We start from the raw sequence: 15,131 nt of genomic DNA, 5'->3' as shown, positions 1-15,131 counted from the left end.
GCTCGTCGCGACGCCTAATCAAGCCCGATAGCAGCTCCATGCGGCACTCGTTGACAAGCCTGCCGTGATATGAACAGGATTATACAGGCTCACTGAACAGGTGCCCATATGAAGCGACGCTCGGTTCAACTGTCTCCCGGCACGGGCAAGCCCGAACAGATCGCCACCGTTCTCGAACATGAAATCCGCTCCGGTGTTCTCGGCTTCGGCGACCGGCTGCAAAGCGAGAACGAGCTCGTCCATCGTTTCTCCGTCAGCCGCAACACCGTCCGCAAAGGCCTCGAGGAACTGTCCAGCCGCGGGCTGATCACCACCAAAGTCGGCATCGGCTCTTTCGTCACCTTCGATGGCAAGCCCGTTGATGACTCCATCGGTTGGTCGCGGGCGCTCGCCAATGCCGGCGCCAATGCAGAGACGCGGACGCTGCGGCTCGAGGTGATCGAGGATCCCGATCTTGCCGCACGGCTTGGTATAGAAAACCCGTTTTTCATCGCTGTCGACCGGGTGCGCACCAATGCCAGCGACGGCCACGCCATCTCCATCGAGCGCAGCCGCCTGCCATTGTCGCCGGAACTGGAGGACGTGCCGTTACGCGGGCTGCGCGAAGGCTCGCTGCACCAGACGCTGCGCGGCGCCGGCCTCATTCCCGACCATGGCGAGGAATGGGTCGGCATCGAAATGCTCAACGCCGAGGACTCTGCAATCCTCGGTTGCCCGCAAGGCACGCCGTTCCTTCGCGGTCGCCGGTTGACCCGCGCCGCCGATGACCGGCCGATCGAATATGTGACCAGCCTGCTCAACCCGGCGCATTTTGCGCTGCATATGAGGTTCTGAGTGATGCCGGACGACAACACCGGGAATATGACTGATCGGGCCATGGGGGCGCTTGTCGGCGGGGCACTGGGGGATGCGCTGGGCATGCCGACGCAGCTTTTGTCGCCGGCCCGGATTGCCGAACTCTACGCCCATGTAGAGGGCTTCATTGCTCCTTTCGCCGACCATCCGGTGTCGAAGGGGCTTCCCGCTGGAACGATCACCGACGACACCGAACAGGCGCTTCTGCTTGGCCGTATCCTGGTCGAATCCGGTAACCGCTTCGATCATGCGCGGTGGGTCAACGCGCTGCTCGACTGGGAGCGCGACGTCAAAGCGCGCGGCAGCTACGATCTGCTGGGACCATCGACCAAACGCGCCATCGACGCCATCAACAATGGCGTGCCGGCCGAGGAAGCGGGGCGCAGCGGCGACACAAATGGTGCGGCCATGCGCATTGCGCCGGTCGGCATCATGATGCCGCCAGAGCCGCTGGACGCGCTGGTCGCCAAAGTTGCCGAGACCTGCCGGGCCACGCACAACACCTCGGTTGCCATTGCGGCCGCAGCCGCCGTTGCGGCGGCCGTCAGCTGCGGCGTCGCCGGCGGCGACTGGCGCGCCGCTTCCGACAGCGCCATCGCCGCGGCGAGGTGCGGAGCAGCACTCGGCTATTGGGTGACCGGCGGTGACATTGCCGCCCGCATTGGGTGGGCGCAGGAGCTTGTGCGCGGCAAGGCGACGAAGGACGCGATCCGGCTGATCACCGATCTGGTCGGCACCGGCGTCGCCAGTCAGGAGTCCGTTCCGGCTGCATTCGCCGTGCTGGAAGTCGCCGGCGATGATCCCTGGCAAGCGGCGGTCATCAGTGCCAATCTCGGTGGCGACACCGATACGATCGGCGCCATCGCGACCGGCATGGCCGGCGCCTGCACCGGCTTTTCCCGACTGCCTCAGAACCGCATTGCAGACCTCAAGGGCATCGACATTGCGGCGGTTGGCGCGCTCACCGCCGACCTTGTTGCGGCCCGTATATCCAAGCGCCGTGCCGACAGGACGGGTCCCGGCAAGGATGCGGCGATATGAGTGGGCGTGTCGTCCATGTCGGCAGCGCGGTGGTCGACTATGTCTACCGCATCGACGCCTTGCCGGCGCCGGGTACGGAGAAGACGGCGTCGAGCTATACGCAAGTCGCCGGCGGCGGCTTCAACATGATGGTCGCGGCCAGCCGCACCGGCATGAAGGTGGTGTTCGGCGGCCAGCTCGGCAGCGGACCCAACGGCGACTTCCTGCGCGCGGCCTTAGCCAGCGAGGGGATCGAGACACTGACGACGCCATCGCCCATCATGGACAGCGGCAATTGCGTCGCCATGATCAGCAGCGATGCCGAGCGCACCTTCGTCTCGTGGCCTGGTGCGGAGAGCTTGCTCAGCCTTGACATGATGGCGCCCGTCTCGGTCGCCCCGGGGGATTGGGTGTTCACCTCCGGCTATACGCTTAGCTATCCGGGAAGCCGAGACGCGCTTGTCGACTGGATCGAGGCACTTCCGGCCGACACACCGCTTGTCCTCGACCCGACACCTGTCGTCGTCGACATTCCCCGCCCTATCCTGCCTCGGATACTCGCCCGCACCACCTGGTTGAGCTGCAACAGGATGGAAGCGGCCGCGATTGCCGGTCCGGGCGACGTCGAGACACTCGCGTCACGGCTTCTTAGCGACCACTCCCCGAAGGCCGTCGGCGTCGTTATTCGCGCCGGAGCGAAAGGCTGCCACATACGGCTGGCCGATGGCTCGGCGCAAACGAGTGCCGGCTTCGAGGTCGACGCCATCGACACCAATGGCGCCGGCGACACCCATATCGGCGCTTTCGTCAGTGCGCTGGCGCGCGGCGCGCCGCCTTTTGAAGCAGCGCGCTACGCCAATGCGGCGGCGGCCATTTCCGTCACCCGCCACGGTGGTTCATCAGCGCCGACCGACCACGAGATCCAGACATTCCTAAGCCATGCCGGCGGTCCGCCGATCGGCCTCCATGGCCGGAAGCAAGAGGCCAAACGCCCGACAGCCTGACAAAGCCCGGGAAGCGGGCAAACACAGAGAGGAACGAACATGCGCATGCCCGACTTGACTGCCCTGCTGACGGCGACCGCCGTCTTCACCTCCGCACTCGCATTTGCCGCCAAGGCCGACGAGGTGCACGTACTCAACTGGAAGGGCTACGGCGCCGACGAGCCGTGGGCCATCGAAGCCTTTGAGAAGGCGACCGGCAGCAAGGTCGTCAACGATTTTTTCAATTCCGAACAGGAGATGCTGACCAAGCTCAGGACCAATCCCGGCCTTTACGATGTCGTCATGATCAACGCCGCCTTCAACGACCAGGCGATGGCGGAAAAGCTGATCCAGCCGATCGACACGTCCAAGCTGCCGAACTTTCCCGACATCAGCAAGGACAAGGCCGGATCGCCGATGCTCGTCCATGACGGCAAGGTCTATGGCGTGCCGTGGGTCTGGGGCCTGACGGCGCTCGCCATCAATGAAAAATCCTTCGACAAGCCGCCGACGAGCATCGCCGAAATGTGGGATCCCGCTCACAAGGGCCGCGTCACCATCCGTGATGATGCCGTCGAGGCGGTTCAGTTCGGCGCCATTGCCACCGGCCAGAACATCAACGACATCAAGGATATCGAGGCGGTCAAGGCGAAGCTCACCTCGCTGATGCCGCAGATCAAGACGTTCTGGAGCTCGGAAAACGACTGGAACCAGATGGCTGCCTCTAACCAGATCGACATCGGCACCTATTGGAGCGGCTCGGCCGACCGCGCCAAGACCCATTTCAAGCTGCCGGTCTCGCTCGTGATCCCGCAGGAGGGCGCTGTCGCCTGGCTCGACGCCTTCTCCATTCCGGTCGGTTCCAAGAATGTCGCCGGCGCCGAGGCCTTCATCAACTACATGATCGACCCGAAGTTCTATGTCGAATGGGTCACCAAGGTCGGAGCCCCGGTATCCGCCAACACCAAGGCTGTAGAAGCACTTCCCGGCGATGCGTTCAACCGCAAGGTGATGGGTGACCCGGCAGTCGCCAAGCGCATTCAGTTCCAGGCGCCGATCACAGACGCCCAGCGCGAAACCTATCTGTCGCTCTGGCAGCAGCTCAAGGTCGACGTGAAGTAACAGCAGAAGCCGGGATCAGCCGACCATCCATGTCGGCTGATGCTTCCCATCCTGGGAGGAGGATGTCATGGCAGCACAGGTTGCGGCCGCGTCGCGCAGCGGATTGAGATCGGCCTTGCCGCTGCTGGCGCCTGCCTATCTCTGGCTGACGGTTGCGATCTTCCTGCCGCTCTCAGCCATGGTCTTCTTCTCCTTCATGACCGACCTGCCGCTGTCGGGAAAGCCGTGGGCGTTCACGCTCGAAAACTATGCCGCCTTTTTTTCACAAAGCCTTTATCTGACATTGCTTTTGGCCTCGCTGCGCCTCGGCCTCGAGGTGACGCTGTGGTGCATCGTCATCGGTTATCCCGCCGCTTATGTGCTGGCTAAGGTGCTGAAAGGCCGCAGCCGAGAGGCGATTTTCCTGCTCGTCATCCTGCCGTTCTGGTCGAACGGGCTGGTGCGCATCTTCTCCTGGGCGATGGTGCTGCGTGAAGGCGGCATCCTCGACACTGCGCTCAACGCCGTCCTGCCGTTCAAGATCAACATTGATCTTATCTATTCCTATCCGGCCGTCATCATCGGGCTGGTGCACTCCTACGTGCCTTACATGGTGCTGACGTGCTACTTGACCCTGCAGGCCATCGATGACTCGCTGATCGAGGCCGGGCGCTCGCTCGGCGCCTCGCGGCTGCAGGTGCTGAATCGAGTCATCATTCCGCTGTCGATGCCGGGGCTGGTGGCGGGCGCAGCGCTCGTCTTCGTCCCGGTTGTTGGTTCGTTCATGGAACCGCGCATCCTCGGCGGCCGTACCGGCACCTTTTACGGCACTGTCATCGAGGACCAGTTCGTCGCCGTGTTCAACTGGCCGCTGGGTGCTGCGCTCTCCTTTATCCTGTTGGCCGTCGTGCTGGTCATCCTGGCGGTTGCCTCGCCGGTGCTGCGGAGGGCTACGTGATGGCGACGACACGTGTTCTCGAATGGCTCGGCCGCCTCTACATCTGGCTATTGCTCGCCTTCCTCTATGTGCCCATCATCATCATGGCGCTAATGTCTTTCAACGTTTCGCCCTTCTACCAGCTGCCGTTCGAATGGACGACGGAATGGTATGTCTCGCTGTGGCAGAACGACCAGCTTATCTCAGCCACCTGGAACAGTGTCGAAATCGCAGTCATCACTACCATCATCTGCGTCGTGCTTGGCTCGGCGGCGTCACTTGCGCTCTACCGCTATGAGTTTCGCGGCAAGAAATTCCTGCAGGCGCTGCTGTTTCCGCCAATCGCCATTCCGTGGCTGATAACCGGCACGGCGATGTTGATCTTCTTCTTCGGCGTCGGCATTGGGCGCGGCCTGTTCGCTATCCTGCTTGGCCACGTCGCGCTTGCACTTCCCTACGTCATTGTCGTCGTGTCGGCCCGACTGCAGACCTTCGCGCACGAGCTGGAAGAGGCGGCGCGCTCGCTCGGCGCCAATCAATGGCAGTTGACGAACCGCGTCACGCTGCCCTGGATCATGCCGGGCGTCATTGCCGGCGGGCTGTTCGCCTTCGCCGTGTCCTTCGACCAGTTCGTCGTATCCTACTTCTTGTCGACGCCCGGCCAGACGACGCTGCCGGTCGAAATCTACGCCGCGATCCGCAAGGGATTCACCCCCGAGATCAATGCGGTCTCGACGATCATCATTGTCGTGTCGATGGCACTGATGCTGCTGACGGCGCGCTTCTTCAAATTCGGCGGAGAGAAGTAATGGCTGGCGTCCAAGTAGCGAACGTGTCGCGCGCTTTCGGTGCCCACAAGGCGCTGGACGATGTGTCTATCGATTTCGCCGATGGCGGCTTCTATGCCCTGCTCGGGCCGTCAGGCAGCGGCAAGACCACGCTGCTGCGACAAATCGCGGGCTTCGACTTTCCCGATTCCGGTCGCATCACCATAGGTGGTGAGAGCGTCGAACGGGTGCCGGTCGAAAAACGGCGCATCGGCATGGTGTTCCAGAACTACGCCCTGTTTCCCAATATGAGCGTCTCCGACAATATCGCCTTCGGCTTGTCGGTGCGCGGCGAGCAAAAGGCGGTGATTGCCAGCGAGGTGCAGCGAGCACTCGACCTCGTGCAGCTCAGCAGGCTCGGCGGCCGACGGCCGCACCAGCTGTCCGGCGGCCAGCGCCAACGGGTGGCGCTCGCTCGCGCGATCGTCATCCGGCCGCGCGTGTTGTTGCTCGACGAGCCGCTCGGGGCGTTGGACAAGGCGCTGCGGGTCGACATGCAGATCGAGCTCAAGCGCATCCAGCGCGAGATCGGCATCACCACCATCTTCGTCACCCACGATCAGGAAGAAGCGCTGACGATGAGCGACCGTATCGGCATTCTGCGCGATGGCAAGCTGGTGCAGGAAGGCCCGCCCGAGGAGATCTACGATCGGCCGACGAGTGAGTTTGCCGCTACCTTCCTGGGCGACGCCAACATCCTTCGCGGCGACAGCACGGGCAACGGCATCCGGCTGCCGGACGGCACAGCGATTGCCGTCGGCTCCGGTACCAAGCTTGCCGCTGGGGCCAAGGCAAGCTGCGCCGTGCGGCCCGAACGCATCCGCATCTTCACCGATGCCGAGGCTCCGGATACGGCCAACGGGAATCTGCTGCGAGGCCAGGTATCGAAGCGCATCTTCGCCGGAAATAGCAGCACCTACTTTGTCGAGCGTGCTGGCCAGACGCTCAAGGTGATTGTGCAGAACACCGGCGCTGTCAGGCTGGCGGAAGGTCAGGATGTCGTGCTGCGTTGGTCGCCGGAAAGCACCGTCTTGATCGTCGCGGGGTAGCAGGCCAGAGATACACCACTGACCGACTCAGATGGGGCTTTTGTGATGGCAAAAGATTGCGACCTCCTGGTTGAGGTCCGCGCCAGAAACGCCGATACGTCCCCCCTACGAGACCATCGCAATTTTTTGGTGGTCTTGCGGCCCGGAGCAACCGATCCCGGCAATGGGATGGACAACGACATGGTTGGCATCGCCAAGGTCTTGCCGATTGATAGTTTCACTCAGAAGCCGTGCGCCGGGCTTGCGGCTAGTGCGCCGTTTGCTGCTGTTTTGAGATTTGGCCAGGTGCGATTCATTGGCCTCGAAGACAAGCCTCCGTCAAGCCAGGCATCACGATCTTTGCCTCTAATCCTCCCACATTCAATGTCGCTTTCGGGACCCGGCAAACCGATCCAAGGCACGGCTGCGAGCACGCGCCCTGGGGAGCCGGAGTAGACCTTTGAGCGGGGTGCGGATGGCAGCTTTGAACGTGCGATCCCATCGTCCCGAACGATGTAGATTTACCAGCAAGTCGTTATTGTTCCTGGGCTCCTTCGCCACGTTCGCTCACGACTGGTCGCGTTTCCTTTCGCCGTTTCTGTGGGAAACCTGTGGGATGAGCACACCGCGTTTGTGCCTTGTGATTTGAGTTATACTCGGAACGGTTTGCGGCGACTTGGAGAAAACTGGCTTCTTCGTGATCTTCTCGGCCGCGTCTGCCAAGAAATTAGGATGATGATGGCCGTAAGTTTCGATCAGGACATCCACTGTAATGCCAAGAAAGCCCGCAGCCTGCCACATATCGGTGCCGGCCTGCATCATCCAAGTCGCCGCGGTGTGGCGGAACACGTGCGGAGTAACGTCGGGCCCTAGGCCGGCGATTTCGCGCGCCGTCTTGAAGCTCTTGTCTATCGACTGCACCGGCTTTCCATTCCATTCCACGACAAAATCCTGCGATATCTTGCGACCGATGTTCGCACTTTTGCCGCCCGATTTGGTCTCGATGTGAAGATCAGTGCGCGCCCAGCGCCGGAGGTGCGCCAGCAGCCGCTCGGGCAACGGTACAGGGGGTTGGCGCTTCTTGGTCTTCCTTGTGCCGGTGGCACCGCGATAGAAGATACCGCGGTCTAGGTCCACATGACCGCGCCCTTTCGTTGGGCGCATGGCGGCACCGCAGATTGCGGCCGAGCGCGTTCCTGTATAAAGTGCGACGAGGATGAAGCGCGCGAGATGTCGCCCAGTGCGCCGGCCGCTCTCTTGGCCCTTCCATGTCTGCTTCATACGCCAAGCTGCCCAGATCAGTGCGGCCGCCTCACTGCGGGTCAACCAGCGTTCGCGGGCGGCGGCCTTGTCTGGCAGGGTGATGACCGGTGCGGCGGTTGTATAACCCTCCTTGCGGTAGTAGTTGATGGCGGCACGAAGATCCTCGAGTTGGCGGCGCGCCGCGGCTTCGGTGGGGCGCGACGCAATGTACTCGCGGCAGAGTTTGCCATTGATGGCGGCGAGAGTTTTTTCCCCGAAGTAATCAAGGACCTTGTCCAGCCGAGCCGCCGTCTCTTCTGGTGTCGCGTGCTTCGGTGCAACCTCTTTAAGGTAGAGGTTGACCACATCGGCAATTAAGACGTCCTCGGCTCCCCGCGCTCGGTGGTATTTGCTTCCGATGTAGGCGGCGAGCGCCTTTTCAGCTTCAGTTCCTGGACGGCCTTTTTCGCCGCCGCCAGCGCTGATGAAGCTGGATCCATCGCGGATAAACCATCCAGCTTTGTTTCGGCGCGTTCCATCTTTTTTCCAGCTTTCGTCACGCCATACCAGGCGTGGCCCTTTCGACGTCCGCGGCATAGTTCCCTCATCCTCGCGATTGCCATCAAGCTCACGTATTCCTTTCCGGCGATTAGCTCCGTTTCAAGTCGACCGGCGTCACGTTCCTTGCGTAGGCCTGCTGCGCTCATCGAGCCGTCGGGAAAGGCAATTCGCGCAGCGATTTCGACGCGCAGTGGTGTGGTCTCGTCGAATTGGTCGGGGATTTTCATAAGAAGTCCTCAGCAGTTCTTAGGTCCGAGCTGTTCGCCGACCTCGTTGAGCACTCCGTCCTGTCTCGCCGTTCTGGACATGGTCCTGCCGGAGAACTCTTCTCCAAAAAACCGGCTGCGAAAACCGCCCGCCGGAGGTGCTGCGGCGAAGAGGCGCCTTCGACCTGTCAATCGGAGTGGTTGCGCAACAAGTCTATGGCTGGCCTCTGCTTCCAGTCCGGCCAGACACACTCCTAAAGGGATCCGACCGTCGTTTCAGTATCAATACTGCCGGCAGGGCCTATTGCGTCGCAACGCCCGCGCGCGCCGCGCCGCCTTCAGGCGAGCAGGGCAGCGGAGTATCTCCTTCGCTTCTTGGCTGGCAGCGTCATTGCTGGCGACGATTAGCGGCAGGCCGCCCGTGATGACCAACCACGTCCAAATCGATTTCCCGTCGCAAAAAGCGCTCTGTTCGCTCTCGAACTCAGCCGCATGCCCTCGGTGTCGCACGCCACAGCGCCGAAGGCGTGATGAAGAACGCAGATGCTTCCAATGGGGCGACCGGCCCCGCTCGTCGTTCATCGCCGCGCTGTGGTCCTTAATCGCTACTGCTGCACGTTTGTATGTTGCAGCCGCGTTTGTAAACAGGAACGCCGTCACTGAGTTGCTACCCCGCGACAACCTCGGTTGGCTGCCAAGCACAAGAGGACGAGGAGTGCCGGGATCTCCATGACGAGTTTGAAGGTCGAGAGAGAGGCTCTCGACTGCCCGTCTCGGAGTACATCCCGATGGCGACTACCCCTCAGAAAATTACCCTTCTGTCCTCGCGAGACATTGCCTTCAAGAACGTGGAGTTCTCCATGTCCCAGGTCCGCGTCAAGGCTGACATCTGGATCGAGGACCTACCTGACCTCGTAGCTGAAGTGACGACCCACTCGCACCTCATCGTGCGCAAGACGACCAGTGGTTGCATCGAGCGCCTTGCCGTCGAGATTCGCGCAGGGTCGGCCAGTCCCACTGAGCCACAGGCGCCCGAACCCGCAATTCTGGGCAAGCTGCTGGAGCGCTATCAGCGCATCGACACGCGGGAGGATGCATGATGCCCCGACACGATGCGTCCGAACTGGCCCACCGCCTGGGCCGACAGGCCGAAGCGGTTTGTCGCCACTATCTTTCGAGCGGACATCGCGAGGGACGCTACTGGCTTGTTGGCGATGTCCGAAACACGCCGGGTCGCTCGATGTTCGTGCGGCTCGTCGGCTCGCAGAGCGGAAAGCGCGCAGCCGGCAAATGGACTGACGCGGCGACCGGGGAGTATGGCGATCTTCTCGATATCATCCGCGAAAGCCGCGGCTTGAGCGACTTCAGGGACGTTGCCCATGAGGCAATAACGTTTCTCGGCCTACCCCATCCCGAACCAGAGCAGACATCAATCCGGTCGAAGTTGCTGGCCGCGCCGTCGGAAATGTCGGAGAAAGCGCGTCGGCTATTTGCGATGTCGCAGCCGATTGCGGGTACGGTCGTAGAGGCGTATCTGCACAACCGCAGTATTGCCGCTTTGCACGGGACCGGAAGTCTGCGTTTTCACCCGCGCTGCTACTACCGGCCCGACGAACAAGCGCCGACTGAGACCTGGCCGGCGATGATCGCTTCCGTCACCGATCTCGACGGCCATTTGACTGGCGTACATCGCACATGGCTTGATCCTTCCGGCAGGGGCAAGGCACCGGTCGGTACGCCGAGGCGCGCGATGGGCGATCTTCTCGGTCACGCGGTTCCGCTTTGGCCCGCCGGGCGACGTCATGGCGGGCGGCGAAGGCATCGAGACCGTCTTGTCGCTTCGGTGCATCCTGCCCGATATGGCCATGGCAGCGGCACTCTCGGCCGCCCATCTTGCTGCCATGCTGTTCCCCCCCACACTGAGACGGCTCTACATCGTGCGCGACGCCGATCCAGCCGGTAACGGCGTGCGTGACATCTTGATCGAAAGAGCGAATGCTGCCGGGATCGAGCCGGTCGTGCTCTCGCCGGCACTTGGGGACCTCAACGAAGATCTCTGTACGCTAGGCGTGGATGCCGTTCGAGCAGCAGTCCGTGTTCAGCTCGCCCCCCAGGACATCGCCCGTTTCATGGCAGTGGCGGGATAACTCGGAACGAACAGCCTGTCCGCTGTCGCTTGCATCACTTGGATGCTCCTGAAGTCGAAGAGAACCGCGCCTGCGGGCCTTCCAGAGGGCGATCGGCCAGCAAACGACCCGGACCCGCAATGTCTCCGGCCGACTATTTTCCGGCGCGCTCCCCAAGGGAGCGCTTTCCATCGCGAAGCAAAATAGCCGGCCTTCACCCTCCTCCGCTGACACTCCGGCCCTTCGCTTCGCTGCGGGTGCAGGTCCGTCCCGTCCGCCGGCTTCCGTCGCCATGAAGGCCGCGAGGGTCGCGGTCCAACCGGCGGAGCATCCAATGAGCGAGCATGACGACTACGAACCACAGCACTCGTCTTCACCCATCGACCACGTCCTCACCGAACTCCAGCTCTATGGCTACCGTCCCTTCGTGGATGAGCCTGATCCTCGACCGCTTCCAGAGGGCCACTGCGTCGCCGGCGCGATGGCCGACATCTTCGACGCCCTCATCGTGGCACTGCAAGACACTCGCCTCGAGCCCGATCTCGACGATCTTCTGTGGTCGACCGTCAACATCTTTCACCGCGCCGCAGATCGGATCGAGCGCGAACTCGATCACAACGAGCAGGCGCAACGCCGCAGCCAGCGTGAGCAGGACGGCAGCGAAGTGAAATCGGTCGAGCTGGAACGCCTGACGGCCGAAGGGCAGACGCTGATCGAACGCCAAAGCGCCTTCGAACTGATGCGTGATCAGGCCGCGGAGCACTACGAGCGCCACACCGGATCGAGTTGGCGACCGCGCAGCGGATCGATGGTCAACCATCGCAACATGACCTCTGCGCTCATCGACAGCCGCGATTTTCTCAGCGCCAAGAAACGCGCCTCGCAGGAAGTCCTTCTGCCACCTGGCCCGAAAATCGCCTTCACCGCTGGGCTCGACTTCAATGACCACCAGCTGATCTGGGCCAAACTCGACCAGGTCCACGCCAGGCATCCCGACATGGTATTGATGCACGGGAAATCGCCGAAGGGTGGCGAAAAGATCGCCTCCTGTTGGGCAGACCATCGCAAGGTACCCCAAATCGGCTTTGCCCCTGATTGGACAAAGCATGCCAAAGCCGCCCCGTTCAAGCGCAATGACGCAATGCTGGAGGCGCTGCCGATAGGCGTCATCGTCTTTCCCGGGACCGGAATTCAGGACAATCTTGCAGACAAGGCAAAGAAGCTCGGCATCCCAGTCCTCGACTTCCGCCCCAAGGGAGGCGGCGCGTAAGCGCTGCCCGCCCTACCCTTTTTTCGATTGTACGATACGGCCGCGGTCGGGCAGCGTGTACTGTATTTGCAGTTCGCTGGAGTGCTTGGCCCGGGATGCCGGATCTCCGCCCGGCGCCGCCCGTCTTTTGCGATACTCAGTCCGCGCCCTAGCAAAGGCGCGCGACGCCGTCACGCTTGCCGTCAACGTTTCAGCTGCGTCGCAGCTGGCATCACAGCTGCGAATAACGACGCCCGTTCAACCGAACAGGGGCTGGATCTGGGCGAATTCACCGAACAACCGGCGCGGGCAGGATGTTTTTTTCTGACCGGCCGTCGCATTGTTAACGTTGTCGCTGGCACGGCATCGCGCGACGCACAGTTCGAATCCACGACGGCGTGCCGTCTCGTTCCAAAGATAGCGGATATCCGGTGATGCACGTCAGCCGTGACTTGAACCATCACGTGCGTGCCTTAAGCGCGGTGCCGACAACAGCTTGCGACTTCGCGATGCCTGTACAGAGGAGCATCGAGGCCGGTGATCGTCGTAGCCGGGATTTCGCCAGCGACGGTATCGCCAGGTTCTCCGTTGATGTCTCTATCTGGTGGGCCGCTCCAAACGGCCTCTTTAATGGGCTGATCTGGCCGAAGGTCGGCTGCGCCTCGATCGCCTAAGCCGCAATGGCGCCGATCGACTTTCTTCCCCTGCCGGCTGCGCCGTCATTCCTCGCCAAACAACAAAGTCGCTTGGCTGCCATCCTCCGCTGGCGCTGCGGTCGCAAGCGATGCGGCGTCGATCGCCTCCGGCCCGCGGATCGCCATCGAGGCCGCAATGGTGCGGGCTCGAAACAGAGTTCAAGGAGAAAACTCATGGCGATAATCGGAACCTTCAAGAGGACCGGCAACAACGAGTTCACCGGCGAAATCGTCACCCTCTCGCTCCAGACCAAGAACGTCCGCGTCGTGCCCGAGACCAACCGCTCTGGCGACAGCGCCCCCAGCCACCGTGTCTTCGTCGGGCGGGTCGAGATCGGCGCCGCATGGTCCAAGCGCTCCAATGACGGCCGCGACTATCTCGGCGTGAAGCTGGACGATCCGAGCTTCACTGCTCCGATCTACGCGAACCTCTTCAACGATGAGGAAGGCGAAGGCTACAGCCTCATCTGGTCGCGCCCCAACGGCCGCCGCAACGCGGAGTAAGGCCCCGACCAAGGCTCCGCCCGGACGAACAGGGCGGGGCCGTCCTCCTTTTCACGACAAGGTGAGCGCAGTCGCTGCGCAACGAGCTCCGTCGGACTTGGGGCGACTACCTGTCGTGTTCGCGACTGGAGACTTCATTCCTGCATGTTGCCTCGCCGATCATCGAAAATTGGCGGTGTTTCCCGCGTCAACTCACGGTGCCGATTTTCTGATCAACTCGCATGGGTCCACATTCAGCGCAGTTGCGATCCTCCCAAGAACACTGATGCTGGCCGAGACCCGAGCGCGCTCGATCGATCCGACGTAACGCATGCTCAGTCCAGAGCGGGCGGCCAGTTCCTCCTGCGTCACGTTCTGGTCATGGCGCAGACGACGCATGTTGGCCGCCATGATCTCCTTGAGATTCATGACGGATTAGGGACCAGAAAGGGAACTATCGTTCTAGGAATGATCGTTCCTATTCGCTATGATTGGTGCTCGATCTAAAGGACGGCTCCTTCGAGATCGCGATCGAAATATGAACGGTCAAATACAATGCTTAAACCGCTGCTCGATCCTGATGTCGCCGACATTGCGCCGGATGCCCCGGTCCTGACCGGCTATGACGAGGAGCGTCTGCTCACCTACATTCGCCTGCTTGACGCGGCAGCGGAAGATGCCGATTGGCGAGAGGTGGCCAGGATCGTCTTGCATATAGACCCGGAGCAGGAGCCGGAACGAGCGTTCCGGTCCTGGGAGACCCATCTTGCCCGCGCGCGATGGATGACGACCAGCGGCTACCGATATCTTCTCGCTGGCGGCGCTCCGCACTGACGCGGCCGGCGCTCCATTTTGCTGAATCGGCATAATGGTTTGCCGACTCTCAAACTATCCAACTTCCTTATGCCCCTGAATGTTGACGCCGACGCCTCACATCCGGGTACGCGGAGAGGACAGGAACAGTGCAAGGCGATTGGACCGATCCGGCGGCGTATTCACACATGTGCAGCTACCAGGCTACGGAGTTCGCTGCCGAGTATCTGATCCGGAATGACGAATTCGTGGCAGAGTGCAGCCAGCTTGCATCGCAATTCGCTGGTTCTGGAGAACCTGCCGGTCAGCCCGATCTCGCCGCCCGTTGGGGCGCGCGATTTCAAAACTGCCGGTGCCGGACTTCCGAAAGCTGACAATATCATCTGGACAGAACAGGCCTCGCCGCGCGTGCTCCGGGTCATGCGGGTATCTGCATCCCATCAAACAGTTCGACCTTCCAGCCTTGCCGGAGCCAGCGTTTGGCCGCAGGACGAAGGCCTTCACATTATTTGGTCTACCTTAATTGGGAAAAGTCATCTCGTCGCTGACGACCGCGCCGGTGAATTCAACGCTATCCTTCTGCCGCTCGACGCTGCATTCGAGACGCGGCTCGATGCAGCGCGCCGGTTCTGGCGCGCACTGAACGGCCGGGCAGCCAGTCCATCTTACGGCGCGCTGCCGCAACAGACCAAGACCAGGCATATCCTCAATTTACGCGCACATGATGGTCACCGCACGGGTGCAACCTATCGTCAGCTCGCGGAGGTGCTGTTTTCGCAGGAGCCGATTGTGCCGCGAGATTGGCGTGATCATCATCTCCGCCACAAGGTCCGAGCTATCTTACGCCGTGCAGCTTTTTTAGTCGCCGGCGGCTATCGCGATCTTCTCTTCTACCCCCACAACCGTAGCGAAAAGTCCGGCCGCCGAAGTCCTTCTTCGGGGTAGCAAAAACGCGCCCCCCAATCTTTGCCCTCCCTCGCCTTTCCTGATTTCGATCATGGTCCA

General features: G+C 61.8%; 16 protein-coding genes and 1 pseudogene. 15 read left to right on the top strand and 2 right to left on the bottom strand.

What is annotated here, in order from left to right:
• The first annotated feature begins 108 nt into the window (after positions 1-108).
• From NKI25_RS15055 to NKI25_RS15025, 7 genes are all read left to right on the top strand, one after another.
• Positions 109-834, top strand: a complete 726-nt coding sequence (locus tag NKI25_RS15055) for a GntR family transcriptional regulator (RefSeq protein ID WP_352592653.1) — start codon at positions 109-111, stop codon at positions 832-834.
• 3 nt (positions 835-837) lie between these two features.
• The gene (locus NKI25_RS15050; protein ID WP_352845221.1) at positions 838-1,896 is read left to right on the top strand and encodes an ADP-ribosylglycohydrolase family protein; all 1,059 of its coding nucleotides are present in this window, start codon (positions 838-840) and stop codon (positions 1,894-1,896) included.
• Positions 1,893-2,879, top strand: coding sequence for a PfkB family carbohydrate kinase (locus tag NKI25_RS15045; RefSeq protein ID WP_352592648.1), 987 nt, complete (start codon positions 1,893-1,895; stop codon positions 2,877-2,879). The genes NKI25_RS15050 and NKI25_RS15045 overlap by 4 nt, the downstream gene beginning before the upstream one ends.
• A gap of 39 nt (positions 2,880-2,918) precedes the next feature.
• Positions 2,919-3,980, top strand: coding sequence for an ABC transporter substrate-binding protein (locus NKI25_RS15040; RefSeq protein ID WP_352592645.1), 1,062 nt, complete (start codon positions 2,919-2,921; stop codon positions 3,978-3,980).
• Between the two features lie 67 nt (positions 3,981-4,047).
• Positions 4,048-4,917, top strand: coding sequence for an ABC transporter permease (locus NKI25_RS15035; protein WP_352622845.1), 870 nt, complete (start codon positions 4,048-4,050; stop codon positions 4,915-4,917).
• Positions 4,917-5,705: an ABC transporter permease gene (locus NKI25_RS15030; RefSeq protein ID WP_352622846.1), complete on the top strand. Its 789-nt coding sequence runs from the start codon at positions 4,917-4,919 to the stop codon at positions 5,703-5,705. Before NKI25_RS15035 ends, NKI25_RS15030 begins: the two co-directional genes overlap by 1 nt.
• The gene (locus NKI25_RS15025; protein WP_352592639.1) at positions 5,705-6,772 is read left to right on the top strand and encodes an ABC transporter ATP-binding protein; all 1,068 of its coding nucleotides are present in this window, start codon (positions 5,705-5,707) and stop codon (positions 6,770-6,772) included. The genes NKI25_RS15030 and NKI25_RS15025 overlap by 1 nt, the downstream gene beginning before the upstream one ends.
• Positions 6,773-7,318: 546 nt before the next feature.
• Here NKI25_RS15025 and NKI25_RS15020 read toward each other — a convergent pair.
• Positions 7,319-8,590, bottom strand: a complete 1,272-nt coding sequence (locus tag NKI25_RS15020; RefSeq protein ID WP_352622847.1) for a tyrosine-type recombinase/integrase — start codon at positions 8,588-8,590, stop codon at positions 7,319-7,321.
• Positions 8,591-9,548: 958 nt separating this feature from the next.
• On the opposite strand from NKI25_RS15020, the gene NKI25_RS15015 reads away from it, so the two are divergent.
• From NKI25_RS15015 to NKI25_RS14995, 5 genes and pseudogenes are all read left to right on the top strand, one after another.
• Positions 9,549-9,860 carry a hypothetical protein gene (locus tag NKI25_RS15015; protein WP_352592633.1) on the top strand — a complete coding sequence of 104 codons (312 nt, stop codon included), beginning with the start codon at positions 9,549-9,551 and terminating at the stop codon, positions 9,858-9,860.
• Positions 9,860-10,907: pseudogene (locus NKI25_RS15010) on the top strand (DUF7146 domain-containing protein). Before NKI25_RS15015 ends, NKI25_RS15010 begins: the two are co-directional and overlap by 1 nt.
• A gap of 313 nt (positions 10,908-11,220) precedes the next feature.
• A complete protein-coding gene (locus NKI25_RS15005; protein ID WP_352592630.1) occupies positions 11,221-12,156 on the top strand; it encodes an SLOG family protein in 936 nt (311 codons plus the stop codon).
• Between the two features lie 413 nt (positions 12,157-12,569).
• Entirely contained in the window at positions 12,570-12,809 is a 240-nt protein-coding gene (locus NKI25_RS15000) for a hypothetical protein (protein WP_352786857.1), read from the top strand.
• A 195-nt stretch (positions 12,810-13,004) separates the two neighbouring features.
• Positions 13,005-13,334, top strand: a complete 330-nt coding sequence (locus tag NKI25_RS14995) for a DUF736 domain-containing protein (RefSeq protein WP_023674291.1) — start codon at positions 13,005-13,007, stop codon at positions 13,332-13,334.
• Positions 13,335-13,526: 192 nt separating this feature from the next.
• Here NKI25_RS14995 and NKI25_RS14990 read toward each other — a convergent pair whose 3' ends face one another.
• Positions 13,527-13,742 carry a helix-turn-helix domain-containing protein gene (locus NKI25_RS14990; protein ID WP_023674290.1) on the bottom strand — a complete coding sequence of 72 codons (216 nt, stop codon included), beginning with the start codon at positions 13,740-13,742 and terminating at the stop codon, positions 13,527-13,529.
• Between the two features lie 126 nt (positions 13,743-13,868).
• Between NKI25_RS14990 and NKI25_RS14985 the strand changes: the two genes are divergently transcribed.
• From NKI25_RS14985 to NKI25_RS14975, 3 genes are all read left to right on the top strand, one after another.
• On the top strand, positions 13,869-14,147 hold the full coding sequence (locus NKI25_RS14985) for a DNA -binding domain-containing protein (RefSeq protein ID WP_023674289.1): 279 nt from the start codon (positions 13,869-13,871) through the stop codon (positions 14,145-14,147).
• Between the two features lie 167 nt (positions 14,148-14,314).
• A complete protein-coding gene (locus NKI25_RS14980; RefSeq protein WP_352455880.1) occupies positions 14,315-14,500 on the top strand; it encodes a transcriptional regulator domain-containing protein in 186 nt (61 codons plus the stop codon).
• A 46-nt stretch (positions 14,501-14,546) separates the two neighbouring features.
• Positions 14,547-15,071: a DUF2285 domain-containing protein gene (locus NKI25_RS14975; RefSeq protein WP_352452158.1), complete on the top strand. Its 525-nt coding sequence runs from the start codon at positions 14,547-14,549 to the stop codon at positions 15,069-15,071.
• Positions 15,072-15,131 lie beyond the last annotated feature (60 nt).

Source organism: Mesorhizobium sp. M0808, assembly GCF_040320025.1.
GTDB lineage: Bacteria > Pseudomonadota > Alphaproteobacteria > Rhizobiales > Rhizobiaceae > Mesorhizobium.
The sequence above is the reverse complement of the archived record's forward strand: the minus strand, read 5'-3'. Positions and strand labels throughout refer to the sequence as shown.

Bases quoted from the DNA above. Each gene is read 5' to 3' on its own strand.
- NKI25_RS15020 (WP_352622847.1), bottom strand. From the start codon at position 8,590: ATGCCGCGGACGTCGAAAGGGCCACGCCTGGTATGGCGTGACGAAAGC.
- NKI25_RS14985 (WP_023674289.1), top strand. From the start codon at position 13,869: ATGCTTAAACCGCTGCTCGATCCTGATGTCGCCGACATTGCGCCGGAT.
- NKI25_RS15055 (WP_352592653.1), top strand. From the start codon at position 109: ATGAAGCGACGCTCGGTTCAACTGTCTCCCGGCACGGGCAAGCCCGAA.
- NKI25_RS15025 (WP_352592639.1), top strand. From the start codon at position 5,705: ATGGCTGGCGTCCAAGTAGCGAACGTGTCGCGCGCTTTCGGTGCCCAC.
- NKI25_RS15030 (WP_352622846.1), top strand. From the start codon at position 4,917: ATGGCGACGACACGTGTTCTCGAATGGCTCGGCCGCCTCTACATCTGG.
- NKI25_RS15040 (WP_352592645.1), top strand. From the start codon at position 2,919: ATGCGCATGCCCGACTTGACTGCCCTGCTGACGGCGACCGCCGTCTTC.
- NKI25_RS15015 (WP_352592633.1), top strand. From the start codon at position 9,549: ATGGCGACTACCCCTCAGAAAATTACCCTTCTGTCCTCGCGAGACATT.
- NKI25_RS14975 (WP_352452158.1), top strand. From the start codon at position 14,547: ATGCGGGTATCTGCATCCCATCAAACAGTTCGACCTTCCAGCCTTGCC.
- NKI25_RS15050 (WP_352845221.1), top strand. From the start codon at position 838: ATGCCGGACGACAACACCGGGAATATGACTGATCGGGCCATGGGGGCG.
- NKI25_RS15035 (WP_352622845.1), top strand. From the start codon at position 4,048: ATGGCAGCACAGGTTGCGGCCGCGTCGCGCAGCGGATTGAGATCGGCC.
- NKI25_RS14995 (WP_023674291.1), top strand. From the start codon at position 13,005: ATGGCGATAATCGGAACCTTCAAGAGGACCGGCAACAACGAGTTCACC.
- NKI25_RS14990 (WP_023674290.1), bottom strand. From the start codon at position 13,742: ATGAATCTCAAGGAGATCATGGCGGCCAACATGCGTCGTCTGCGCCAT.
- NKI25_RS15045 (WP_352592648.1), top strand. From the start codon at position 1,893: ATGAGTGGGCGTGTCGTCCATGTCGGCAGCGCGGTGGTCGACTATGTC.
- NKI25_RS15000 (WP_352786857.1), top strand. From the start codon at position 12,570: ATGCACGTCAGCCGTGACTTGAACCATCACGTGCGTGCCTTAAGCGCG.
- NKI25_RS15005 (WP_352592630.1), top strand. From the start codon at position 11,221: ATGAGCGAGCATGACGACTACGAACCACAGCACTCGTCTTCACCCATC.
- NKI25_RS14980 (WP_352455880.1), top strand. From the start codon at position 14,315: ATGTGCAGCTACCAGGCTACGGAGTTCGCTGCCGAGTATCTGATCCGG.